General features: G+C 58.6%; 21 protein-coding genes. 11 read left to right on the forward strand and 10 right to left on the reverse strand.

All coding sequences use genetic code 11. From position 1 onward, the window contains the following. Positions 1–172: 172 nt before the first annotated feature. A complete protein-coding gene (locus tag HGP12_RS12080; protein ID WP_205926436.1) occupies positions 173–1,240 on the reverse strand; it encodes a sensor histidine kinase in 1,068 nt (355 codons plus the stop codon). Between the two features lie 435 nt (positions 1,241–1,675). On the opposite strand from HGP12_RS12080, the gene HGP12_RS12085 reads away from it, so the two are divergent. After that, positions 1,676–2,062: a response regulator gene (locus HGP12_RS12085; protein ID WP_168878875.1), complete on the forward strand. Its 387-nt coding sequence runs from the start codon at positions 1,676–1,678 to the stop codon at positions 2,060–2,062. 65 nt (positions 2,063–2,127) lie between these two features. On the opposite strand, the gene HGP12_RS12090 is transcribed toward HGP12_RS12085, so the two are convergent. Continuing rightward, entirely contained in the window at positions 2,128–2,331 is a 204-nt protein-coding gene (locus tag HGP12_RS12090) for a CsbD family protein (protein ID WP_168878876.1), read from the reverse strand. 402 nt (positions 2,332–2,733) lie between these two features. Here HGP12_RS12090 and ligD (HGP12_RS12095) point away from each other — a divergent pair, with 402 nt between their 5' ends. Beyond that, positions 2,734–5,376: a DNA ligase D gene (gene ligD, locus HGP12_RS12095; RefSeq protein ID WP_168878877.1), complete on the forward strand. Its 2,643-nt coding sequence runs from the start codon at positions 2,734–2,736 to the stop codon at positions 5,374–5,376. Between the two features lie 108 nt (positions 5,377–5,484). On the opposite strand, the gene HGP12_RS34780 is transcribed toward ligD (HGP12_RS12095), so the two are convergent. Beyond that, entirely contained in the window at positions 5,485–5,715 is a 231-nt protein-coding gene (locus HGP12_RS34780) for an Arc family DNA-binding protein (RefSeq protein WP_168878878.1), read from the reverse strand. On the opposite strand from HGP12_RS34780, the gene HGP12_RS12105 reads away from it, so the two are divergent. Then, positions 5,714–5,935 carry a hypothetical protein gene (locus tag HGP12_RS12105; RefSeq protein ID WP_168878879.1) on the forward strand — a complete coding sequence of 74 codons (222 nt, stop codon included), beginning with the start codon at positions 5,714–5,716 and terminating at the stop codon, positions 5,933–5,935. The genes HGP12_RS34780 and HGP12_RS12105 overlap by 2 nt on opposite strands. A 201-nt stretch (positions 5,936–6,136) precedes the next feature. Here the strand turns inward: HGP12_RS12105 and HGP12_RS12110 are convergent, their stop codons facing one another. The 4 genes from HGP12_RS12110 to HGP12_RS12125 are packed head-to-tail and all read right to left on the reverse strand — an operon-like array spanning position 6,137 to position 9,849. Continuing rightward, the gene (locus HGP12_RS12110) at positions 6,137–7,051 is read right to left on the reverse strand and encodes a hypothetical protein (RefSeq protein ID WP_205926437.1); all 915 of its coding nucleotides are present in this window, start codon (positions 7,049–7,051) and stop codon (positions 6,137–6,139) included. 6 nt (positions 7,052–7,057) lie between these two features. After that, positions 7,058–8,116 (reverse strand): non-homologous end-joining DNA ligase, encoded by a 1,059-nt coding sequence (ligD, locus tag HGP12_RS12115; RefSeq protein ID WP_168878880.1) that lies wholly within the window; start codon positions 8,114–8,116, stop codon positions 7,058–7,060. 3 nt (positions 8,117–8,119) lie between these two features. Continuing rightward, complete coding sequence (locus HGP12_RS12120) at positions 8,120–8,938, reverse strand: Ku protein (RefSeq protein WP_168842944.1); 819 nt, start codon at positions 8,936–8,938, stop codon at positions 8,120–8,122. Between the two features lie 11 nt (positions 8,939–8,949). Then, positions 8,950–9,849, reverse strand: a complete 900-nt coding sequence (locus HGP12_RS12125) for a Ku protein (RefSeq protein WP_168878881.1) — start codon at positions 9,847–9,849, stop codon at positions 8,950–8,952. Between the two features lie 501 nt (positions 9,850–10,350). Between HGP12_RS12125 and HGP12_RS12130 the strand changes: the two genes are divergently transcribed. Next, a complete protein-coding gene (locus HGP12_RS12130) occupies positions 10,351–10,629 on the forward strand; it encodes a hypothetical protein (protein WP_168842946.1) in 279 nt (92 codons plus the stop codon). 1,641 nt (positions 10,630–12,270) lie between these two features. Next, positions 12,271–12,591, forward strand: a complete 321-nt coding sequence (locus HGP12_RS12135; RefSeq protein ID WP_168842947.1) for a DUF736 domain-containing protein — start codon at positions 12,271–12,273, stop codon at positions 12,589–12,591. A 499-nt stretch (positions 12,592–13,090) separates the two neighbouring features. Here the strand turns inward: HGP12_RS12135 and traG are convergent, their stop codons facing one another. From traG to traC, 3 genes are read right to left on the reverse strand one after another with little or no spacing between them, the layout of a single operon-like run. Beyond that, positions 13,091–15,034, reverse strand: coding sequence for a Ti-type conjugative transfer system protein TraG (gene traG / locus HGP12_RS12140; protein WP_168879120.1), 1,944 nt, complete (start codon positions 15,032–15,034; stop codon positions 13,091–13,093). Further along, complete coding sequence (traD, locus tag HGP12_RS12145) at positions 15,021–15,236, reverse strand: type IV conjugative transfer system coupling protein TraD (protein WP_168842948.1); 216 nt, start codon at positions 15,234–15,236, stop codon at positions 15,021–15,023. The genes traG and traD overlap by 14 nt, the downstream gene beginning before the upstream one ends. A gap of 4 nt (positions 15,237–15,240) precedes the next feature. Continuing rightward, complete coding sequence (gene traC, locus HGP12_RS12150) at positions 15,241–15,537, reverse strand: conjugal transfer protein TraC (RefSeq protein WP_168878882.1); 297 nt, start codon at positions 15,535–15,537, stop codon at positions 15,241–15,243. Positions 15,538–15,796: 259 nt separating this feature from the next. Between traC and traA the strand changes: the two genes are divergently transcribed. The 6 genes from traA to HGP12_RS12180 all read left to right on the forward strand — a co-directional run bounded on the left by traA (position 15,797) and on the right by HGP12_RS12180 (position 23,609). After that, positions 15,797–19,096, forward strand: a complete 3,300-nt coding sequence (traA, locus tag HGP12_RS12155; protein ID WP_168879121.1) for a Ti-type conjugative transfer relaxase TraA — start codon at positions 15,797–15,799, stop codon at positions 19,094–19,096. Positions 19,097–19,104: 8 nt separating this feature from the next. Continuing rightward, on the forward strand, positions 19,105–19,635 hold the full coding sequence (gene traF / locus HGP12_RS12160; protein WP_168844129.1) for a conjugative transfer signal peptidase TraF: 531 nt from the start codon (positions 19,105–19,107) through the stop codon (positions 19,633–19,635). Positions 19,636–19,639: 4 nt separating this feature from the next. Continuing rightward, the gene (locus tag HGP12_RS12165; RefSeq protein WP_409527210.1) at positions 19,640–20,815 is read left to right on the forward strand and encodes a conjugal transfer protein TraB; all 1,176 of its coding nucleotides are present in this window, start codon (positions 19,640–19,642) and stop codon (positions 20,813–20,815) included. Between the two features lie 14 nt (positions 20,816–20,829). Beyond that, positions 20,830–21,462 carry a TraH family protein gene (locus tag HGP12_RS12170; protein WP_168844104.1) on the forward strand — a complete coding sequence of 211 codons (633 nt, stop codon included), beginning with the start codon at positions 20,830–20,832 and terminating at the stop codon, positions 21,460–21,462. Positions 21,463–21,593: 131 nt separating this feature from the next. Continuing rightward, positions 21,594–22,331 carry a helix-turn-helix transcriptional regulator gene (locus HGP12_RS12175; RefSeq protein WP_168878884.1) on the forward strand — a complete coding sequence of 246 codons (738 nt, stop codon included), beginning with the start codon at positions 21,594–21,596 and terminating at the stop codon, positions 22,329–22,331. Between the two features lie 237 nt (positions 22,332–22,568). Beyond that, the gene (locus tag HGP12_RS12180; protein WP_168878885.1) at positions 22,569–23,609 is read left to right on the forward strand and encodes a class I SAM-dependent methyltransferase; all 1,041 of its coding nucleotides are present in this window, start codon (positions 22,569–22,571) and stop codon (positions 23,607–23,609) included. Positions 23,610–23,647 lie beyond the last annotated feature (38 nt).

The raw sequence follows: 23,647 nt of genomic DNA on the forward strand, positions 1-23,647 counted from the left end.
ATGGAATTGCGCGGCCGGTGACCGCTCCGGCAATTTGTTCTTATTATGTTCTCATTTGCGATTGAGTCAAGTACGCTTCGTTTCCTGGTGCCAAGACAGATGAGTCCGAGGGATCTTGGCACATGGCTCTCTGACCCTTCCGCAATCCGGCAGCCTGGCTTGTCTCGTGATATTATTTCGCCAAAAGGGACTGGCTCGGTATCCTCAGGGCAAGACTCAGCCCCTCGGGTTTCCAGTCACGGCTGATCGAACCGTTCATGCTTTCAATCGTCAGGCGCTCCAGTCGTGAGCCGAAGCCGCTCGGTCCGGCGGGCATGTGAATGCGAGGGCCGCCGATTTCCACCCATTCCAGCAAAAGACCATCTTCGTTCTTTATTTCAACTTCGATATGACCAGCGATCGTCGAAAGCGCGCCGTACTTTATAGAATTGGTCACGAACTCGTGAAAAAGCATTGCGAGCGAAGTGAGGGCCGAAGCACTCACTTGGATATCACTGCCTCTGACCACGATGCGTTCATTATCCTTGTCTTGATGGGCTGTGAAAATAGCTTGAATGAGAGCAAAGAGGCTTACCAAAACACTTGATTGAGAGGCACTGTCCGTCGCGGGCATCGTGAGGCTATGCGCTGCGGCCAAGGCCCTGATCCGTCCACGAAGGTCATCGGCCAAGGCACTGACGCTTGTTGCAGTCTTTTCACGCATGGAAACGAGCGAATTCACGACGGCGAACAGGTTCTTCACGCGGTGATTCATTTCTCGTAGAAGCAGGTCCTGCCGCTCGACCAGCCGCTTTCGCTCCGAAATGTCACGGACAATCTTGGAGGCGCCGATGATCGTGCCATTCTTGTCTCGCACGGGGGAAGCGGTGAGCGAAACGTCCACCAGCGTTCCATCTTTACGGCGTCTCACCGTTTCAAAATGTTCAATCCGCTCGCCCGCCCGAATGGAGGAGATGATGGTGTCTTCTTCCTCCAAGAGGTGGGGCGGAACGATAATGGTGATGGGCTGATCTATTGCCTCCGACGCAACGAAGCCGAACAGCTGCTCGGCGCTCTTGTTCCAGCTTGTGATAATGCCGTCTACGGATTTGCTGATAATGGCGTCGTCAGAATTTTCGACAATGGCCGCAAGCCACGCCTCGGCTGACAGTGGAGCGGCGGCCGGAGGCCCGGGCTGTACGTTGACAAGAGGCGGTACGATCGTCTCACCCGGATGACCGTCTTTGGGTTTTCGTGACACTTATTCCTCTTGCCTTTTTGCGTTCACCACAAGATTGCAAAATGAGACGAGCCATTATTTCAGGTTTGCGAGCCAAAGCATTGGCCAGGGCTTCGCCGTCGCCGGCCGGGAGACCGCGGGAAGAATAGCATTATCCTATGCGCTGAAAAGTGGGAATCCAGCCAAGGCGCTTCAAAGGCAATGCAGTGCTGTCAGGCCGGCGGAGCGATGAATGTCAGTGGGCCAAATTGGCGTCCGGCACTCTGTTCGTTCGACTAGATGATGTGCCGCGGAACTTTTTTATTGGAGAGGTGTTCGAGTGCCCCGAAAGCGTCGTCAGCCTTCGTTTGGCCTGGGATGAGGTGAATGCGACTGCCGGTGCAAGTATAGGCAGTCGTCCTTGGGAACGACTGGCGATATCGGACAAATTTCTTAACGGCTTTGTTAGAGACCATCATGCGAATCCTCGTTGTCGAAGATGAACTCCTGATTGGCCTTGATATGGAGTACGTCTTGCGCTCCTTGGGCTACGAGGTCGCAGGACCCGTCACCAACGCTGCCGATGCTCGGAAGCTTGGCGCAACAGTCGATATCGCTCTCGTTGATGTTAATCTCAGCGATGGGCCTACCGGTCCCACCTCGGCCGCTTATTTACGACAAACGCATGGCGTTACCATCATATTCACGACGGCCAATCCCGAGGCCGTCATCGCAAATTCGGATGCAATCGGTGTACTTTCCAAGCCCGTCTCAGCTTCGGACCTACTAAGTGCCATCGAATATGCCATCGCTTGCCGTAAGGGCGAACCCGCCGTAGCGCCTACTTGCCTAAAGCACGCGTAGGCCTCGGTGCGAATGATATGGGCGGGTTTTTAAAGAGCCTCCTGTTACCAAAACGCTCCTTTCGCCTACCAGTTCTGACGATTATACCAATCATCGACATCCGACCGTACGCGATCCTTCTCGATGCCGTAGCGTTCCTGGATCTTTCCTTCGAGCTGATCCCGCTTGCCGGCGATCTGATCAAGATCGTCATCCGTCAGCTTGCCCCACTGCTCCTTGATCTTGCCCTTGATCTGCTTCCAATTTCCTTCGACGCGATTCCAATCCATTAGGATGTCTCCTTGTTGTTTCTGAGAGAACAACGCACTTCAAGTCGATTGGTTCGCGCGAATGCACGGGTGCTCGGGCCAAATACTTCCTTTGGATTGCCTGTCCAGTCTGGCACGGCGCGGATATGGCGGCATTTTATTTTACGCACCGGCACAAAACGCCTGCCGAGGAGTTTCCAGAAAAAGGAGACTCGATATGGCCGATAAAACGCCCAGTTCTAGTTTGAACGATCGACCAAAGGCGCCTCGAACGACCAGACGGCCAACTTTCCCGCTGAGAGCGGAACGCCACGATCGACGCGAAAAACGCCTGAAGGACGTCCGGCGGGAGCACCACGCCTCCTGGACTGGATCAGAAGTGATTGCCTCCTAGACACCTATGCCAAGCAGCCGGGAATCAAGATGGCCAGCGACACATTATCCACCTACCGATCGAAGCGTGATTTTCAGAAGACGGCTGAGCCTAGCGGCGAAACGCAGATCGCCCGCGCGAACCGCCGACGGTTTATAATCCAGAAGCACGATGCGACCCGATTGCACTACGATCTTCGCCTTGAGCTCGATGGCGTCTTCAAATCCTGGGCCGTGACCAAAGGGCCATCTCTCGATCCGCATGACAAGCGCCTCGCGGTCGAGGTCGAGGACCATCCACTCGATTACGGTGACTTTGAAGGCACGATCCCCAAAGGCCAATATGGCGGCGGCACGGTGATGCTCTGGGATCGCGGCTATTGGGAGCCGGAGGGAAAAAGGAGCCCGCAACAGGCACTCGCAAAGGGCGATTTCAAGTTCACGCTCGAAGGGAAACGCCTGCACGGCAGTTTCGTGCTGGTGCGCATGCGCAACGACCGCGATCGCGGCAAACGGACCAACTGGCTTTTGATCAAGCACCATGACGAGTTCTCGGTTGACGAGAATGGTGCGGCGATCCTGGAAAAGAACGCCACTTCGGTGGCCTCGGGCCGCACGATGGAAATGATCGCAGCCGGCAAGGGCCGCAAGCCCAAACCGTTCATGGTCGAAGGCGGCAACGTAGATGCCGACGCGGTATGGGACAGCAATCAGGGGCTCGCCGCCGCCGAGCGCAAGGTCGCCGCTCAGGATGACGATAAGGCAGACACCATCACCTCAGTCGATCTTCCTGATTTCATTGCTCCTCAACTGTGCGAAACACTTGAGCGTCCGCCGGCCGGCACGGGCTGGCTCCACGAAATCAAGTTTGATGGCTATCGGATCCAGATGCGTGTCCTTAATGGGGAGGTCACGCTGAAGACCCGGAAAGGTCTCGACTGGACGGGCAAGTATCCACAGATCGCCGATTCGGCCTCGTCATTGCCGGACTGCATCATCGACGGCGAAATATGTGCTCTCGATGAACACGGAGCCCCGGACTTCGCAGCCCTGCAAGCCGCTCTTTCCGAAGGTAAGACCGGCGATCTGGTCTACTTCGCCTTCGATCTCCTCTACGATGGCGGGGAAGATCTGCGATCCGAGCCGCTCATCGAGCGAAAGGCCCGGCTGAAGGCATTACTTGCAGATGGCGACAACGACACGCGCATCCGATTTGTTGAACATTTCGAGACCGGCGGTGACGCTGTGCTGAGGTCGGCGTGTAAACTGTCTCTCGAAGGCATCGTCTCGAAACAGGCGGATGCACCTTATCAGTCCGGCCGCACCGAGACCTGGGCGAAATCGAAATGCCGGGCTGGCCATGAAGTGGTGATCGGCGCCTACGCAACCACCAACGGCAAGTTCCGTTCATTGCTGGTCGGCGTCCACCGCGGCGACCATCTTGTGTATGTGGGAAGGGTGGGTACGGGCTACGGGACGAAAAAGGTCGAAACCCTTCTTCCAAAGCTCAAGGCACTTGCCGCTGCGAAATCGCCGTTCGCAGGAATCGGCGCACCAAAGAAAACGCCGGAGATTACATGGCTCAAGCCGGACCTTGTCGCGGAAATCGAGTTCGCCGGCTGGACGGCCGACGGTCTCGTCCGGCAGGCAGCTTTCAAAGGCTTACGTGAGGACAAGCCGGCTCAAGAAGTCGAAGCCGAGCGTCCAGCGAAGATCACGAAAGCCGATGTACCGCAACCGGCACCGGTGGCAAAGACGCCATCTCGTCGCAAAGGTGCCAAGGTCGATGTCATGAGCGTGCTAATCTCCAGCCCCGACAAGCCGCTTTGGCCCGACGCCAATGACGGCGAACCGGTCACCAAGGAAGAGCTTGCCCGCTACTACGAGGCGGTCGGCCACTGGGTCATCGGGCATATCAGGGGCAGGCCCTGTTCCATTATCCGCGCGCCCGACGGTATTGGTGGTGAACAATTTTTCCAGCGGCATGCCATGCCAGGCCAGTCGAACCTGCTTGAATTGGTGAAGGTCTTCGGCGACAAGAAACCCTATCTCCAAATCGACCGCGTCGAGGGACTGGCTGCCGTGGCTCAGATCGCCGCACTCGAGCTGCATCCATGGAATTGCGAGCCAGAGCAGCCGGAAGTGCCGGGGCGCCTCGTCTTCGATCTTGACCCAGGACCGGACGTACCGTTCTCCACCGTGGTTGCCGCCGCGCGCGAGATGCGTGACCGGCTGGATGAACTCGGCATGATCAGTTTTTGTAAGACGACCGGTGGCAAGGGCTTGCACGTGGTGACGCCGCTTGCTGTCAACAAACGCAAACCGCTCTCGTGGCCGGAGGCTAAGGAATTTGCTCATGAGATCTGTCGGCATATGGCTTGTGATAATCCTGATCTTTATCTCATCAAGATGACCAAGAGCCTGCGCAGCGGTCGCATCTTCCTCGATTATCTGCGCAATGACCGCATGGCAACGGCGGTCGCTCCTTTGTCTCCAAGGGCAAGACCTGGTGCGACCGTTTCGATGCCGCTCACATGGGCGCAAGTCAAAACGGACCTCGATCCGAAACGATTCACGATCCGGACCGTACCAGCGCTGCTGGCAAGGTCGTCGGCCTGGGAGGACTATTCTGATGGACAGCGCCCGTTAGAGCAGGCGATCAAGCGACTGGGCAAGATTGCGAAGGTAGCCTGACCATTGGCATCGCTTCTCGCTTACCAGAGCCGTTGCTCAAGCCGCCCTGTGATGATCGGCACCGCGGCGGCACCCGGCACACCAAGCCGAAGGCGCTCAACCAGCCTGCTAAGGGCGAATGTGATCGTGATCAGGACCGCGATCCGAAGCCATGGATGATGTAATTCGCGCTTCGAGTTGCGACCTTTCCGGTCGGCTGCTGTCTACTGCTGACGTAAGGCGCTCGACTATCTCGGCATTTGCCGATCTGTTCGCAACGTCGGCTGCAGCCTCAATCGCTGAATAGACGTGCCTTGGCACTCTAATTGTATATCGAACATAGTCATCTTGTTTCGCCATGGTCCGCTTTCAGAAGCGGGCGCTTGCCAGTCATAACACCGCCGTTGGTATCGAGCCAATCAACAAGCGAAAGGGCGGCTTTCATACAAGGACGCCTGACGAGATCGACAAGTTTCGCGCCCATTGGGCCATTGGCACCACGCCGCGCCTCGCGATGGAGGTCATGATCAACATTGGTGCACGCCGTTCCGACGCTACGCGCATCGGGGCCGAAGAATGAGTTCAAGCGTGAGGGCGAGCGCTGGACGCGCTTCACAGCCTGTAAGGGCCACAACCGCTTTCCTGTGGAAATGGAAGCTCTCCTTACGTCTCCTCGGGCCTGTGCAGATCACGAGATCGCCGACAGAGACAAGTGCGCCGTCGACCACCATCGACATGTGGACGCCTGGGGTAGAGAACGAGGAATACCGGGGTGGTATTATTATTCCAGTATAGGTGCCGTTGGGCCTTGCCGTCGTTCCCGTGACCGGGCAGACCGTCGCGCCTCTCGCAACTCCTCGATGGTCGGCTGCCACCAGCCACGCATCCGCTCATATTCACCGGCCGGGCCTTTCGCCGGCCATGTGCGAATGAGCTCCTCCAGCGTTGCCGGTCGCCAATGGCACCAGACTTGCTCGTCATTAAGATCGGCATAAAGATCTGCCACACCGATAGGGTCCACCAGCTCCCCGGTAATTTCAGTGATCACGACGATTCCGTAGGCAGGGGTCGCGATCGGCCGATAAAGCGGTGGAAGATCGTCATGAGGAACGGGCAGGCGCCGGCGGCGGCGCTCGGCTGCGCGGCGTTTTGATAAGAGTTCTTCCTTAGTGCCTCTGCGTGCCTCGGCCCGCTTTCGGCGCTCCTCGGGTTCGTTGCGCTTGGCCGCCCTTTCGATGGTTTCCCAGCGATGCTGAAGATCATCATACGAGGCGAAAGGAACCCGCCAAACACGATGGTTGCTGTCCCATCGCGCGAAAGGGATTTGACGCAACTCATCGATGACGGTCTTTGAATACGGCGTCCGAATTCGGAAGCCTTCGGCTTGGACTTCGAGATAAGGACTGAGGATCGGCTCGAAGGCGTAAGCATCCCGTCCGCGGTCTTCTGCAAAAATGTCAGTCCTGGCGGCCTCCCGTGCCAGCCAGCGGTCAATCCGGCGCCGCGCGGTCTTGCCCGGTACCGTCCATGCCTGAAGCCGGTCGCTCCATCGGGCGCGAGGAAATGTCTGGCGGAACCGTTGCACGGTCATGCGGTCGAATGGGAAGCGTGCGAGAGCCCGGTCTGGATCACGACCATCAGCAGGTGGGGCTATTCGATCTTGCCCCGGGATCGTCGTCTTCCGGTCGTCTTCCATCAAGGTTCAAGGCGGGTAACCGCTGCCATTGGTTATTTCGAAGACGGCCGCATTGTCCTGGATTTCACGAAGGCCTTTGTAAGAGGCGTGACGAAGGTTGCCATCGTCAGTCCAGCCGCGAAACTTGATCTCCGCAATTAACGTCGGTTGCGCAAACACGAAGCGCTTCCCCTTGAGCGGCACCGCCGGCTTCGACGTCTTCAGGCGATCGAGCGTCCTCTTGAGATGGTCGGCATCCTTTGCGTTGAAGCCCGTTCCGACGGAGCCGACATACACCCAGTCATATCCACGCCTGCCGGCAAGCAACAGACTTCCCAAGCCGCCGCGCGCAGTCTTCGACTGTTCGTATCCGACGATCATGAAGCTTTCGGATTGGACGCATTTGATCTTCAACCAGTCGCCGGTGCGGCCGCTCCGGTATGGCGCATCGCGATGCTTGGCGATGATGCCTTCAAGACCGACCTGGCAGGCGTGGTCGAGCAAGATTTCCCCATCCAGCGCCAGTTCCTCCGACAGCCGAATTGCACCCTCACCACCGGCCGGAACGAAATCCTCGAGAAAATGACGGCGCACTGACAGCTCGGTTCGTGTGAAGTCGTGACCATCGAGGTAAAGAAGGTCGAAGGCGAAGAGAATGGCTTCCGTCGAGATGCGCTTTCCGCCCCGACCGCCGAGCGAACGCTGCAGCGCTCCAAAATCCGATTTGCCCTGCCCATTGAGAACGACGGCCTCGCCATCCAGGATGGCGCGCGTGGTACCCAGCTTGCGTGCCGCCTCGGCTATCGTCGGAAATCGATGTGTCCAGTCGTGGCCGCCGCGTGTGATGATCCGAACGCCCTCCGGCTCGATATGAACCGCAAGTCGATAGCCGTCCCATTTCACCTCATAGAGCCAATCTGGACCCACCGGGACTGTTGGCCTCAAAAGGGCGAGGCAAGGCTCGATCCGTTCCGGCATCGGGTCGAACGGCAGGCTGGGCTGATCCGGATCGCGTTTGCGGATCGGGCGAGATTGACGCGATGACATCGACGTGTCGAGGAGGGGGAGGGCATGGCGGCGGACCATGGCTCAACGCCTGCCGGGCCGATTCTCGGCATCCACGGATTTGCGGAGAGCGTCCATGATGTTAATGACGTTGCTCGGCGCTGGCTCCGCCTGATCTTTGGCGTTCGGCTTGGTCTTCACCGGCTTCTTCATTTGCTTTTTCTTCGCCGCGATAATATCGAGCAGCTTATCCTGGACCGGGTCGGAGGCCATTTTCGGGCTCCAGGGTTGCGTCTGCTTCTTGATCAGTTGTAGCACCAGTGGCATCATTTCCTGGTCCGCCGGCTCGTCGTCCACTCGCTCGAAGTACAGATCCGCATCCCGCACTTCATCGCCATAGCGCAGCGTCCACAGCACGATGCCTTTGCCGCGCGGCTCCAACATGACGGCGCGCTCACGCCGGGAAATCACCAATCGCGAAATGCCGACCATATTCTCGGCCGCCATGGCGTCACGGATCACGGAGAAGGCTTCCTCTCCGACCGGATCGTCCGGAGAGAGATAGTAAGGCGTGTCGAGCCAGATCCACTCGACGCTGTCTCGGGGCGCGAATACCTCGATGTCGATCGTCTTGGTGCTTTCGAGCGCGACATTCTCCAGTTCCTCGTCTTCCAGGATCACGTATTCGTCTTCGCCGCGTTGATAACCTTTGACTTCATCGTCTTCGTTGACCGCCTTGCCGGTCACCGCGTCGACGTAATGGCTGACGATGCGATTGTGCGTTTCACGATTCAACGTGTGGAAACGCACCTTCTCGTTTTCGGATGTCGCTGGCATCATCTGTACAGGGCAGGTGACCAGCGAGAGCTTGAGATAGCCTTTCCAATAGGGGCGGAGCGCCATTTAAGCCTCCCTCAGCCAGCGCGGCGCTGCTGGGTACCAGCAGAGCCGCGGGATTTCGGGATTGCTGCCCGCTTTGCGTCCTGTTTGCTCTTTCCGGCATTGCTCGCAGTGCCCGTGCGTTTTGCTTTTGCAGGCGCAGTCATTCCCGCGCTCTCTCGAAGTGCCTGCAGCAGGTCGCCCTTTTTCGATGGTGGCGGAGCCTTCTTCTTCGGCAGCGTGCGGCCCTCGATCTTGGCCTTCACGAGCTCGGCGACGGCCGCCTCGTATCGATCATCAATCTGGCGCGGATCGAACGCGCCCTTCTTCGTATTGATGATATGCGTGGCAAGCTCCAGCATCTCACCTTCGATCTTCAGGTCCGGCATTTCATCGAAGGCATTTTCGGAAGACCGAACCTCGTAATCGTAGTTTAGGGTGGATCCAATCAGACCTTTGCCATGTGGGCGGATCAAAAGCGTGCGTAAGCGACGGAAGAGGACTGTGCGGGCAATCGCGGCGACCTTGGCTTTCTTCATGCCGTCCCGCAAAAGCTTGAAGGCTTCGCTGCCCATCTTGTCGGGAGCAAGATAGTAGGGCTTGTCAAAATAGATGTCGTCGACCTCGTCGCAGGGGATGAAAGCTTCGATCCTCAGCGTCTTGTCACTATCCGGAATGGCGGCGGCGACTTCTTCCGGTTCGAGGACGACATAACGCCCGTCTTCGATCTCGAAACCTTTGACTTGGTCCTCGCGGTCAACCGGCTCCTCAGTTTCGCTATCGATGAATTCCCGGCGGACGCGGTTTCCCGTGGCCCGATTGAGCGTGTGAAACGCAATGCGTTCGGATGTGGAGGCCGCGGTATAGAGCGCCACCGGGAAAGCAACCTCTCCGAATTTGATAAAGCCTTTCCAGTTCGCTCGAGGAGCAACCATGATACGCGCACTCCCAACAACCAATCCGATTCAACCGAATCACCCGATCGATTGTTCCCAGCCGAAACGAATCTAATTTCAAATATTCTGACCGGTTGTCTTCCCGTTTTTCGCCTGGCGGCCGCGCTTTTGATTCGATGCATCTTTTTACAGCGATGTGCGTTCGTGTTGTCCCGCAATCAGAGGGCCCCGTAGCACGACCACCGAAAGGATTTGCCTGTTTGCAGGCGCTGGCGATTTCTAAGGGAGATCGGACAACCTCATCCTGCCGGCCACACCTGCCCCGCTCCAACGAGACAGCACTGGGAAATTCCGTAACTCGAATGCCGCTGTGCTGAAACATGAATTGACGCCGCCGGGAAAGTGTATCGATCTCGATTGTTGCGGGCTCGCCAATTGGCTGCGTCTGGTCAAAAATTTTACTGCAAGTCAGGTGCGACAACCATTCATGCTCCATTCAGCCGTTTGGTTTCAATATGATGACACGAATGGAGGTTCACTATGAAAATCTATCAGAGTCTACTTGCAGCGCTTCTGGGTGTCGGCTTGTTGATCGGTGCGGGTGCTGCATCCGCTGCCCCGATGATGAACATGACGAAACCGGAGGTCCAGTCATCCGTTCAAACGGTCCATTACCGCCGCCATTGGCATGGTCCGCGACATCATCGGCCTCACTATTGGGGATCGCATCGGAGCTACCGAAGCCATTACTGGCGCGGCCATCATTACGGTTGGTACAAGCATCGTCATCACCACCATCACCGTTACTACCGCTACTGACCGAAGCTCGCGGAAAGCTGCATAAGGCCGCGAAAGAATAGAAGGTATTTGGAACCTTCCCCGAGGCGGAAATCGAATCTGCCTCGGGAATATCGGCGGCAGCTATGACGCTGCCTCGCCTCAACGATCTCTATAGGTCGCGGTTTTCATCGGCCTGCATTATGGCCCAGTTTCGAAACAGTTAAGTTCGCCACGTGGGTTGGGTCGCCTGTTTCACCACCGATGTCTCTGGAGCCTTCGGCATCCTGCCAACTCAATCACACGGCCTCTGGCGAAGCCGGTGCGGTGTTTAGCGATCACAGGGCACTCATAGATATTCAGTACGGAATTCCTAAAAAATCGCGGCTTTGGCGACGAGGCCGCCTCAAACCGAAGACTTGCGGCTTGTTTGGTGAGCGCGACGAATGGCAAAGGGCTTTCGCGATTGACCTGGGCAGGGTTTTGGTTCTCAGTCAACACTGCTGCTTTGGCCGCTTCGACCTAAAATAGGTTCGGATATTAACGGGTGCTTCGGCGACATCAGCGGTAGTCTTGGGGGTCGCTTCCGTTTTGCTTTGCATGCTTGCGGAGGGGCGATGATATCGCCAGTGACGGCATGATCTCGAAGGACAGACTGCCTACAGACTTGCCGTTAACCATCGCCTCCTGCCAGACGCAATCTGCGCAAGCCGATCTGCCGGTTCTCTCGGGGGCTGGATGGGGCATGTCTGGCCGCCGGCCGGCATGCCTTGATCGTCTTCTGCAACGGCCGCTTCGGACTTTCCTCCCTTCCGCGCGGCTCCGCCCTTCGACGCTCCCTCCCATGCCCGATGAAAGCGGAACGCAAAGTGCGGGGGCAGTCGATCCCGCCTCCCCGATGGGCCACTATGTTGAAGCTCCTGCGGCTGCCCTTGTTCCGCTCTTTGCGTGTCGAGAATTCCCGAAATCCCGGCCCGCGGCCGGCGCCATGCTGATTTCTCCAATGCTCTTCATCATTTCCGGAGCGCGCGTGCTCGTTTCACGTCGCGCTGGCGCGATCAAAAGAGATGAGTCTGCGCGTTGCGCTGTCCGTAATCGTTTTCCAGCCGCAGCGCCGCCGGGCGGCGCCGCCGCGGCCGGAGTGAGCCGGCATCGCCGGCGAGCGGAGCAGGCGGAGGAAACCCGCGCCTCCTCATAGCGCCGTAGGGTTTTCCGGAGCCAGTGGGAAACGACCATCTGGCCCGGCATGCAGGTTTCTAAGATCGTTTAAGGCATCCGCTCGTTGAATGGTCCGAGCTCTGTGCCGGTGGTGGTACACAGCCGATCTTCCTTCGTCTCCGCCGTTCCCGGCGGCGGTTTCTTGTCCATCGGTTGCGCCGCAACCTTCGGTGGGGCCCGTTTAGGGCCACTCCAATTTGTTCGCCCCATGACATCGCCGCCCAGGCCGGTAAAGCGGCCCGTGAAGCCGTCTTTCTTCCGCGCCTGTCCGCAAGCGGACCCGTGAAGTTTTCCGTCTTCCGCGCCACGCCGCTTGACAGTCCTGTTCGCCGCCGCGGGGCGGGCTTTCGCCCTCCCCACTCTGTCCCGGGGAATGTCAGAGGCCATTCCCCGGGAAAGACCGGGGAGGCTTCGCCCGAAGGGGCTGGCCCTTCGGATACCAACCGCAACCAATGGAGACACACAATGACCGACTACGCAAACTTTATCCACTTCGGCGAGAGCAAGACCCTCACTGGCAACATCGCTTCCATCTCTTATGATCTCGACATCACGGGGAAGGAAAACCGCAGCACCAATCCCGATGCGCCGGCTTACCGCCTCTTTGCCAAGTCTCCAAAGGGCCGGCAGGTGGAAATCGGTGCGATCTGGCGGAAAAAGAACCAGAGCGGTGGTGCCTATTACAGCCTTTCCATTAGCACCGGCCACGGCAGGCTCAATGCGAATTTGGGCCGCTATCCTGGTCAGGACGACGAGGACCTGATGGCCGTCATTCCATGGGATTGATGGCGTGATCTGAGCATCGGTTTCGCCCGGGGGATCACCTTCCCTCGGGCGCGCCGAATAACCCCGAAGAGCAAGAAATGACGATGCCACGGGATAGGCGGAGGCGCAAGCGACTGACATCGCCATGTCGCGCGCATCTGCCGTGTTCACAAGCACAGTTGGAGTAGGGTTCGTGCCCGTAAGAGCAACGGCAGACCGCTTCGCGGGAAGAAGGAGATCAGCGAGTAATCCCGCTTTTTTCCAACCGCTCGTAGATCGGAAATATGGAGAGAAGGGCTGGAGGCGGCCCTTCTCAAAAGGCTGGCTTTCCGACTGAGAATTCTGTTTCGGGAACGCCCCAATGTGATCGGCCGAACCAAAACCTTTCCGAATCTTCTGACTCGCGGCGGAATTCACCTGCCCAGCGACGCATTTGAATCGGACAGAGTGTACTAATTCATTTCCATGATGGGTTCGATTATGGGACTAGCCGCTTGGCGCGACCCCGACGAGGGCGGTCCTAACCTCTGCTGCCATCCATGTTAGGACCTTCGCTTCGATGAAATAGATTCGTCCTGACACAGCTTTTCATGTCGTCACGCCGGAACCAGATGGCGCGCCCGCATCTAAGCGGCGGATTGCTTGATGTGAACACGATCTGTTCGTCTGCGCGCATACGCAGCACCTCGTGTGGCATAATCAACGGTCGGCGGCTCAGTTGCTTCGATCGCGACCGCGAAGATCCTTTCATTCCTGTCGAGCGGTTCATCTGATCGACCTCGACTGTGGTGTCGCCGCAGCGCTTCGAAATGTAGTCGGCGGTGTCTGGATCGTTGATAGCGGCAAACGAAATCCAGCTTGCGCTCTCGAACCATTTGCTTGCCGCATCGCGGCCGCCGTAGGCTTCCCGCATCTGGCCTATGGACTGGAAGATCATTGTCAAGGTGATGCCGTATTTCCGACCGGCGTCGCGCGCGGTTTCCAATATCCGCATGTAACCAAGTCTGGCCACCTCATCGAGCAAAAACAGCGTACGTCCCTTCATCGCGCCGTCGCGGTTATAGATCGCATTCAGGAACGAGCCGATGATGACGCGAGCGAGACCAGAATGGGTTTCCAACGCCATCAAGTCGATGTTGATGAAGACGTCGGTCTGGCCATTGGCCAACTCGTCGGTCAAGAACGTTGAACCGGACACCAGCGCGGCATAGTTGGGATAGGAAAGCCAGTGCGTATCCTTAATGACATTGGCGTAGACCCCTGAAAACGTTTCAGGTGTCATGTTCACAAACGCGGCAACATTTTCCCTCACAAAATTCGATTCCGAGTTGTCGTAGATGTCTCGAAGCCTCGCCCGCAGTTTCGGTTCCGGTTCGGACAGATTGGCACGCACCAGTCGCAACGTTCTCTCCTCTCGTTCCGTATGACCGGAGAGGCACATGTCGGCTGTCATGGCGGTGAGCAATTGTAGTCCCGAGGATCGAAAGAAGTCGTCACGCACATTGGGCGCGCGACCGCTGTCGCTCATGATCCACGAGGCAACGGCGGAGATATCCTCTTCATCGGTGCCACCATAGCGCCCGATCCAGTCAAGCGCGTTGAAGCCAACTTCGGAGGCGGCTGGGTCGAGAACGATCACCTTGCGGCCAGCTTTCCGTCGATGCTCGATGACCATCGGCGCGACCTCTTTCGACGGGTCGAGTACGACAAGTCCACCGCCCCATTTAAGTGCGGTCGGGATCGTCACCGACGTCGTCTTGAAGCCGCCAGAGCCGGCAAAGACAATGCCATGCGACGATCCGAACGTGCCGTCGAAGCAGAGCAACGGCGACTTGCCGCCCGCTCCCCAGCTATGCGGATTTTCAGCTCGGAACGTTATGGCCGCAATGCTGTCGCGGTCAACGCGGTAACGCTCGCCGATGACGATACCGCCGCTCTCCGGAAAGAGTTTTGTCGCATCCGGCATGCTCATCCAGTCGGTCTCACCATGCACCGCTCGCTGTCCGCGAACGCGTCGCGGCATCGTCTGCGCAAAGGCGAGGTTTCCTTTCATCGCGACGCGCAAAGAGAAGATGCCGGCAAGGAAGACTATCACCGCGCCGAGTATCGTAGATGGATCGGCATAGGCCAAGACCGATTGGCCCGCTGGGACACGATTGGCAAAGCCGCCGAGCCGAACCGTCTCCCGAAGCACGGCGATCAGGATGACCACTACGCATCCAACGACAGCGCTCCAGCCGGCGGTTTTGATGTTTATCGCACCATTGATGGCGAACAGGCAGATCAGTCCGGCGCTGGCGGCAAGCGTATAGGGAAGCGCAAGGCCGATGCGGCCGAGAACCAGCTTGCTCTCGGCGGTCTTCCCGAAGGCAGCGAGCCAGAGCTCAATGCCCGGGATGAAAATCGTGGCCACGATCATGATTGCGGCCGGGACGATAGCTAGGAGGAACCTACTGGGTGTTATCACGAAAGGCCTCCGTGCCGATCGCCATCAGCCTTGCGCGCTCCGAACCATCGTTTTGCATCCGTGTTGCGGCATCAATGAGCAGTCCTAGAAGAAGGGCCCGCTTTTCATATCGCAGGCCAGCCTTCACGATCAGGCCGCCAAGCTCGATTTTTTCGCGCGTATCCTTCCTTCGCGCTTCGCTGGACGAGATCTGGCGCATCCGCTCAAGCCTCGCGAGTGCTGCTCTGAACAGTGCCAGTCTCGAGCGACGCGACAACCGCGCCACCGGCTCCAACCCCACCGCCGTTCTTTTTCTCGGCTGCATTTTCTTTTCCGCCGCGAAAGCGTTTGGCGATATCCTCGAAGGCCGTCTGAAGTAGGGCTTCATCAATCTCGATTTCGCCGAGACCCGCCCTTAGCGCGAGCCTGCCGATACGTTCGGCCTCGCGCGCCTCCGCCTGCCTGAGCTGGTCTTTGAGCCGCGCGATGTCTTCTCTGATTTTCGACGAGGGTTTCTTCATTTCGGTCGTTCATCCTCTTTTGTTTGGCGGTGCATCGGCAGCGCCGAAACTCGCCCGTATGCCTGTCGAAGGAAACGTGCAGATCTGCACGTCGGCAAAGCCGCCACTTTGACGGATGATCCCGGCCGTTCCGAAGGAGCGGGTCCAAGGGCGCAATTATACGTCGCTGACACGACGTCTTGCGTTGCGGCTCCGCCAGGGGGCTCGATTGGCCCGCCGCTCCGATGGGCCGAGTTCGAACCAGGGAGCTTTCGTCGCCATGGCCATCGCCCACTTCTCCGTCAGCATCGTCAGCCGCGGCGACGGCCGCAGCGCGGTGCTGTCGGCGGCCTACCGCCATTGCGCGAAAATGGAATACGAGCGCGAAGCCCGCACCCTCGACTATACCCGCAAGCAGGGACTGCTGCATGAGGAGTTCGCGCTTCCAGCCGATGCCCCGAATTGGGTGCGCGCGCTGATCGCCGACCGCTCGATCTCGGGTGCTTCGGAGGCCTTCTGGAACAAGGTCGAGGCGTTCGAGAAGCGATCCGATGCACAGCTCGCCCGTGACCTGACCATCGCTCTGCCACTCGAGCTCACGCCCGAGCAGAACATCGCGCTCGTACGGGACTTCGTCGAAAGACATGTCCTTTCGAACGGCATGGTCGCGGACTGGGTCTACCACGACAATCCCGGCAATCCGCATATCCACCTGATGACAACATTACGCCCGCTGACCGAGGCTGGTTTCGGCGCGAAGAAGGTTCCGGTCATCGGCGAGGATGGGCAACCACTCAGAACGAAGGCCGGCAAGATCGTCTATGAGCTCTGGGCCGGTTCGGCCGATGACTTCAATGCCCTGCGTGACGGATGGTTCGAACGGCAGAACCATCATTTGGCGGTCAATGGTGTCGAGCTTCGCATCGATGGCCGCTCCTACGAAAAGCAGGGCATCGAGCTGGAGCCGACCATCCACCTTGGCGTCGGGACAAAGGCGATCGAGCGAAAGGCGGAAAGCCGGGGCGTCCGTGCGGAGCTCGAACGGCTGGACCTGAACGAGGCGCGACGGGCGGAAAACGCGCGGCGGATGCTTCGGCGCCCGCAGATCGTCCTCGACCTCATTACGCGTGAGAAGAGCGTGTTCGATGAACGCGACATCGCCAAGGTGCTGCACCGCTATGTCGACGATCACCACGTCTTCCAACAGCTCCTGGCGCGCGTCATGCAGAGCTCGGAATTGCTGCGCCTTCAGCGCGATACGATCGATTTTGCGACCGGCGAGCGGATGCGGGCGCGCTACACCATGCGGGAATTGATACGGCTCGAAGCCGAGATGGCGCGGCAGGCGACCTGGCTGTCGGAACGGAAAGCCAATGGCGTCTCCAAGAGCGTGCTGGAGGCGGTCTTCTCCCGTCACACGCGTCTCTCGCCCGAACAGAAGGCTGCGATCGAGCATGTTGCGGGCTCTGCACGGATCGCCGCCGTCGTCGGCCGCGCCGGTGCTGGCAAGACCACCATGATGAAGGCGGCCCGCGAGGCCTGGGAACTTGCCGGATATCGCGTTGTCGGCGCGGCCCTTGCCGGCAAGGCGGCCGAGGGTCTCGAGAAAGAAGCCGGCATCCGGAGCCGCACGCTCGCCTCTTGGGAACTGCGCTGGAAACAGCAGCGCGACATGCTGGATGCAAAGACGGTGTTCGTCATGGATGAGGCCGGTATGGTCGCGTCGAAGCAGATGGCGGGCTTCGTCGATGCAGCGGTCAGGGCTGGCGCGAAGATCGTCTTGGTCGGTGATCCCGAGCAACTGCAGCCGATCGAGGCGGGTGCTGCGTTCCGCGCCATTGTCGATCGCATCGGCTATGCCGAACTCGAGACGATCTATCGCCAGCGCGAGGACTGGATGCGGCATGCCTCGCTCGACTTGGCGCGCGGCAATATCGATGAGGCGCTTCTTGCCTATCGCCGCCGTGGTCATGTCATCGGTGAAACGTTGAAGGCGCAAGCCGTCGAGAGTCTGGTCGCATCGTGGAACCACGACTACGATCCGAACAAGTCCATGCTGATCTTGGCGCATCTGCGCCGCGACGTGCACATGCTCAATGGACTGGTCCGTGCAAAGCTGGTCGAGCGTGGCATTGTCGGAGAAGGACATGCTTTCCAAACCGCGGATGGCACGCGCCGCTTCGACGCCGGCGACCAGATCGTCTTTCTGAAGAACGAGGGCTCGCTCGGCGTCAAGAACGGCATGATCGCTCATGTCGTCGAGGCCGCGCCGAACCGGATCATCGCCATGGTCGGCGAGGGCGATCTGCGGCGGCTGGTGACGGTCGAGCAGCGGTTCTACAGCAATCTCGATCATGGCTATGCCACCACGATCCATAAGAGCCAAGGTGCTACCGTCGATCGGGTGAAAGTGCTTGCCACGCTCTCACTCGACCGGCACCTGACATATGTCGCCATGACCCGCCATCGCGAGGATGTCCAGCTCTATTTCGGGCAGCGGTCGTTTCACTTGAACGGCGGCTTGACGAAGATCCTCTCGCGGAAGAACGCCAAGGAGACCACGCTCGATTACGAGCGCGGGACGCTCTATCGGCAGGCGCTCCGTTTTGCCGAAAACCGCGGCCTGCACATTGTCACGGTCGCGCGAACGCTGCTGCGTGACCGGCTCGACTGGACGCTACGTCAAAAGAACAGGCTCGCCGATCTCACCGACCGTTTGCGTGTGCTCGCCGAGCATCTCGGCTTGCGACAATCCCCGACAACACCATCAGCCAAGGAGTCAAAGCCCATGGTTGCCGGCATGACCCGGTTCGAGAATTCGGTTGCGGACACGGTCGCACGGAAGCTCGACACCGATCCGTCGCTGAAGAAGCAGTGGGAAGAGGTCTCCATCCGCTTCCGTTACGTCTTCTCCGATCCGGAGACGGCATTCCGAGCGATGAACTTCGACGCCGCTCTTACCGACCGGCAGGCTGCTCGCGAGACGCTGCACAGGCTTGCCACCGAGCCGGCGTCGATCGGGCCACTCAATGGCAAGACCGGCATTCTCGCCAGCAAGGCGGATCGCGAGGCGCGCCGCGTGGCCGAGGTCAATGTGCTGGCGCTGGCACGCGACCTCGAACGCTATCTCCAGATGCGCGAACACGCGGCAAAGCGGCTGGCGGCGGATGAGCAGGCGCTGCGCCAGCGTATGTCGATCGACATTCCCGCACTCTCGCCGGCCGTCCGCACGGTGCTGGAGCGCGCACGCGACGCGATCGATCGCAACGATCTTCCTGCGGCGCTGGCATACGCGCTGAGCAACCGCGAGATCAAACTCGAAATCGACGACTTCAACAAAGCCGTGGCCGAGCGGTTCGGCGACCGCACGCTGCTCACCAACAAAGCCCGCGAGCCGGCCGGTCCGCTCTTCGAGAAGCTCGCCGACGGTCTTCAGTCAAAGCAGCGCGAAGAGCTAAAGCAAGCCTGGCCGGTGATGCGGACAGGCCAGCAGCTCGCCGCCCATGAACAAATGACGGAAACGTTGAAACGGGCGGAGACGCTTCGCCAGACGAAGAACCAGGGGCTCTCGCTCAAATGAAGAAACCCGTGACGCAGAGCGGCGTGATTCCGTTACTCGGTGCCGCGTTGACGATCATGTCCGGAGTCGTTGTCGCCGGATGGATCGGCGATTACAGGCTGAACTTGACGCCGAGTGAGCCGCTCGGGCTTTGGCGCATCGAGCGGCCTGATCGTCTGATTGAAGTTGGCGATCTCGTCTTCATCTGCCCACCGGTGAATCCCCTGTTCGAGAAAGCCCGACAGCGCGGGTATCTTCGTCACGGTCTCTGCGCCGGTGGCTTTGCGCCACTCATCAAGACGGTCGCAGCACTTCCTGGCCAACGTGTTGAGATCGGCGAAAGCGTCGTCATCGATGGCCATTTGCTTGCCCGATCCGTTGTCTTGAAGACAGACGGCGAGGGCAGGGCAATCACGTCCTATTTGGGTGGGGTCGTGCCGCCCGGAACCCTCTTTCTCCACTCTTCCTTTGCGAGCTCCTATGACTCACGATATTTCGGACCAATCCCCGGTGCGGGCCTGCTCGGTCTTGCCCGCCCGATTTTTACCTACGATCCTTGATCGTATCCCTGGCCGCCGGCAATCCGTATGGCTCGTCATGGCTGCAGTCGCGTGCGGCTGGACAGGCTGGAGCGGCAGCTTGCTGGCGCTTCCGGTGGCAATGCTCTTTCCGGCGCTCTGGGCTATGTCGTCGTCGCGCCTTGTGGCTGCGCTAGTATCGGCAGGCTATTTCCTCGCTGCCTCACGTGGTCTGCCGCAAGGTGTCACGAATTTCTACTCCTCCGAGCTTTGGCCCGGGCTCCTACTTTGGATTGGCGCCTGTCTCTCTTTTGTCGCGGTGCATGCGGTCGCCTGGGCAAACCAGCGTGGATATGGACGGGGAGGAGGACCGCCGGTGCGCTATCTGGCAGCGGCCGTCCTGACAGGACTGCCGCCTTTCGGCATCACCGGCTGGGCGCATCCGTTGACGGCCGCCGGCGTCTTGTTTCCGGGATGGGGGTGGTGGGGCCTCGCCGCGACTGCAGCTGGCCTTCTCATAATGACCACGCGAGTTTGGCCGGCTGCGGCCATCATCCTGGGAGGGTTCTGGCTTTGGTCCGTAGCTACGTGGACGGAGCCGAAACTACTGGATGGATGGAAAGCCGTCGACCTCGAATATGGGCAAAAGCTCGGACGCGACGCATCGCTTGCGCGTCATCGTGAACTGATTGCAACGGCGCGCAAGGCGGCAGGCGAGGGAATCCACGTGGTCGTCCTTCCAGAAAGCGCGCTCGGCTTCTGGACGCCAACGGTCGCGGGCCTCTGGCGAGACGCAATCCGGGATCCCCACATCACCGTCATTGCCGGTGCAGCGGTCGTCAACGCTGTGGGTTATGACAATGTGCTGGTGGCGATTTCGACCGAGGAAGCGAGGGTTCTTTATCAGGAACGCATGCCTGTACCGGTCTCCATGTGGCAGCCATGGCTTGCCTGGACAAGGCAGGGCGGTGGCGCTCGTGTCCACCTTTTCGGAAGTCCTGCCGTCGAGATCGGCGGCGCTCGGATCGCTCCGCTAATTTGCTATGAACAACTCATCCTTTGGCCGGTCCTGCAGTCGATGTTGCAGCGTCCTGACATCATCGTGGCAACCGGCAACGGCTGGTGGACCAAGGGCACATCGATCGTCGCAATCCAGCAAGCGAGCACTAATGCCTGGGCGAAGCTCTTCGATGTGCCCGTCGTCTTCGCTTTCAATACCTGAGAAAGGAAAACTGGATGATAGATGCAGCCCTCATCAAGCAATGCGCCGATCCGGGCTTGAAGCCTGCGATCGTGGAACAGTTCATCGAGCGTGCAGGGTCGCCGGATCCGCTTGCCGTCACGGTCCGATCTGGAAACCGCGTCATTCTTGTGCCGAAACCGACGACCTTCGCCGAGGCCATGGAACTAATCCGCCAGCACATTGGTCGCGACACATTACGGGTCGGGATTACCCAATATCCGGCCGGTCTCGGCATTATAGAGGCGGGTGAACTCAAGCCGGACATCGTCGACGCTTGCGCCAATCTTAAAATGGGCACTCGCTTGTTCGCCAAGGTCTATCGCATCGTCATGAAGTGGTACGGCAACCCCACCAACGAGGAGGTCCAGCCGCAGGTGTTCGATGACGCCATCGTCGCTTGGCAGACGGGATATTTCGAGGGCACGGCCGTGTTTCGGGCGCCAGACCCTGCAGACGTGAAGGTGGCCGTACCAAGGCACGAGGCGCGGGCTGGCGAGACAAATGAAGACATATACGAGCAACGGCAGGAAGATGAGCGCCAGAACACGTCGGGCTCCGCCAACCGGAACGATCCTTACAGGGCAGGGACGCGCGTCGATCTCTCCGCAATTGGCGGCTCGAAATAAGTGCCGTTTCCATAGACGGTCACGGGCAAAACAGCCATCGCTCCACTGCGAACGCCCACGTACGCGGCGATGTGGTCGTCCTCAGATGCCCGGACAACTACAATCCGGACGCGCTTCTTGAAAGGAATTCCATGGAAGACCGACGACAGTCACCATTGTCATTGTCTCTCGCGACCTTGCAAAGTGTAGACGACAAGACGGATTTGAACGTGGCCATGGCTGATATACGAGACCGCTACGACTTTGCTCATCTGGTCTTTCTGCTAATTCGCCCCTCAAATCACTCAAACATCTATCCGTTGTATTGCACGACATATCCTCAAGAATGGACGTCTCTTTATCTTCGGAAGAACTATTTCGAGATCGACCCAGTCATCGACCTTAACCAGACCGGCTTTCTCCCCGTCGATTGGTCAGATCTGGATCGAAGGTCTGTGAGAACTCGCGCCTTCTTCAGGGAGGCTAATGCATTTGGGGTCGGTCGGCACGGTATGACGGTTCCGGTCAGAGGTCCACGTGGTGAGCGCAGCCTGTTTTCTGCGACGTCGAACCTGCCGAGGTCTCAATGGCGAAAATTAAGCGGTTCAAGCAGCCACGACTTCCAAATTCTTTCCTATTACCTGCACGAGAAAGTGCTCTGCTTATCCGGCTTGCGGAAAAATGGCGGCTATCGAAAACTTTCCAGACGCGAGCAGGAGTGCCTCCAGCTCCTTGCAAGCGGCATGGTTCCGAAGCGCATCGCCTCGACCTTGCGGCTTTCAGAAAGCGTGGTGCGCCTCTATCTGAGATTAGCCAAACGCAAACTCAATGCCGCGACGATCTATCAGGCGATCGCACGGGCGAGTTTTCTTGAGATAATCCAGCCCTGACAACAGCTGCATGGGCACTTTTAGTTCTATGTAATCACGCCCTTGTGTAACTCAGTTGCGCGTCAATCTAGCGAGATTGATAGATTGCACCAAGGCGCCTCGTCAATCACCTCTACGTTCTCACGGATAGCCGCAAAGAGCGCCTTGCATAAGGGCGATTAGCAGCACCGCGAGGCTCGTCCAGAACGTTGGATCAGAGCCGCACTAATCCTTTGGTTAAATGTCGAGGAACGCGCGATGGTGGATCAACAGACCATGGAATCCTGGCGGAATGCTCCGCGGCTCAATTCGTTCGCAGCTTTCTTTGAGCGAACTGCCAGCGGGCTTGAAGGTGCACCCGATCTTGGCAGACCAGAACCCGAAATGGATCTTCTATCCTTCGATCTCGATTGCATGACGTTCTGGGATACACATCGGCGTTTGTGGGGGCATTTCGATAGCCATTATTTCGCAAGCATTCCCTATCGGCTGGAGGAGGAATGCCGTCTCGCCGCGGCGATCCTGTTGTTTGGTCTGCAATCATGGGCGCGTAGCGGGCATGCCGCGACCATCTATACCTTAGGGGCAGGCGCCGGCACACTTGCAAGAGCGCTGGCAAAACTGGGCGACGGGCGACTGAAGACCCTCTGCTGCAGCCCAACGGGCGGCAATCGTGACTGTTTTTTTGCTCAAAGGGGTAGCGAAGACGCTCATTTCCACCATGGGCCATTCTTCGAGCTGGATGATGTACGTTACGGCACGGATGACAATCTTCGACCTTTCCGCAACGGTTACGACGTCTTGTTCGAGGACACGACGTTCCAGATGTACAGTCGTGATAGGGAAAAGCAACTTGCTTTCGTCACGCCTCGAATCCGGCCCGGCGGCCTGCTGGTGCAAGTCCAAAAGCTCAGCCATCGCAACATCGAAGTTTATCTGGAACGGGAGCGTCAAAAGGATGAGTTGTTCAAGCCCCGATTTTTTTCCAACACCCAAATTGTCGCCAAGAAGCGCGATGTCCTGGATACGATGCTAGATCTCCAGGTCGATCTGGAAGCCTCGGCAACGGCTCTCCAGTCCTATTTCCGTTACTCTGTGATCACTTGGAACAGCGGAAATTTCTATACGATTGTGTCGTCTAATTCTCTAAAATCACTAGGAAACTTTGTGACATCAATGGTGAAGCCGGCCATGCCGGCAGAGTTTTGTCATGAAGTTGTGCCACGCGTTCTCGTGAACGAACGGAACGATCCCATTCCGCTAGGATGGACTTGGCGATCCGCGCGGTCCCCCTTTTGACGCATCTTGGGACCAACTCCAATGCAGACGCAACCAGT

This window comes from Rhizobium sp. P28RR-XV, assembly GCF_012641385.1.
In the GTDB taxonomy this organism is placed as follows: domain Bacteria; phylum Pseudomonadota; class Alphaproteobacteria; order Rhizobiales; family Rhizobiaceae; genus Rhizobium.

Bases quoted from the DNA above. Each gene is read 5' to 3' on its own strand.
- HGP12_RS12110 (WP_205926437.1), bottom strand. From the start codon at position 7,051: ATGGAAGACGACCGGAAGACGACGATCCCGGGGCAAGATCGAATAGCC.
- traA (WP_168879121.1), top strand. From the start codon at position 15,797: ATGGCCATCGCCCACTTCTCCGTCAGCATCGTCAGCCGCGGCGACGGC.
- HGP12_RS12090 (WP_168878876.1), bottom strand. From the start codon at position 2,331: ATGGATTGGAATCGCGTCGAAGGAAATTGGAAGCAGATCAAGGGCAAG.
- HGP12_RS12135 (WP_168842947.1), top strand. From the start codon at position 12,271: ATGACCGACTACGCAAACTTTATCCACTTCGGCGAGAGCAAGACCCTC.
- HGP12_RS12105 (WP_168878879.1), top strand. From the start codon at position 5,714: ATGGTCCGCTTTCAGAAGCGGGCGCTTGCCAGTCATAACACCGCCGTT.
- HGP12_RS12125 (WP_168878881.1), bottom strand. From the start codon at position 9,849: ATGGTTGCTCCTCGAGCGAACTGGAAAGGCTTTATCAAATTCGGAGAG.
- HGP12_RS34780 (WP_168878878.1), bottom strand. From the start codon at position 5,715: ATGGCGAAACAAGATGACTATGTTCGATATACAATTAGAGTGCCAAGG.
- HGP12_RS12130 (WP_168842946.1), top strand. From the start codon at position 10,351: ATGAAAATCTATCAGAGTCTACTTGCAGCGCTTCTGGGTGTCGGCTTG.
- ligD (WP_168878880.1), bottom strand. From the start codon at position 8,116: ATGGTCCGCCGCCATGCCCTCCCCCTCCTCGACACGTCGATGTCATCG.
- HGP12_RS12170 (WP_168844104.1), top strand. From the start codon at position 20,830: ATGATAGATGCAGCCCTCATCAAGCAATGCGCCGATCCGGGCTTGAAG.
- traC (WP_168878882.1), bottom strand. From the start codon at position 15,537: ATGAAGAAACCCTCGTCGAAAATCAGAGAAGACATCGCGCGGCTCAAA.
- HGP12_RS12180 (WP_168878885.1), top strand. From the start codon at position 22,569: ATGGTGGATCAACAGACCATGGAATCCTGGCGGAATGCTCCGCGGCTC.
- traD (WP_168842948.1), bottom strand. From the start codon at position 15,236: ATGCGCCAGATCTCGTCCAGCGAAGCGCGAAGGAAGGATACGCGCGAA.
- HGP12_RS12175 (WP_168878884.1), top strand. From the start codon at position 21,594: ATGGAAGACCGACGACAGTCACCATTGTCATTGTCTCTCGCGACCTTG.
- HGP12_RS12120 (WP_168842944.1), bottom strand. From the start codon at position 8,938: ATGGCGCTCCGCCCCTATTGGAAAGGCTATCTCAAGCTCTCGCTGGTC.
- ligD (WP_168878877.1), top strand. From the start codon at position 2,734: ATGGCCAGCGACACATTATCCACCTACCGATCGAAGCGTGATTTTCAG.
- HGP12_RS12085 (WP_168878875.1), top strand. From the start codon at position 1,676: ATGCGAATCCTCGTTGTCGAAGATGAACTCCTGATTGGCCTTGATATG.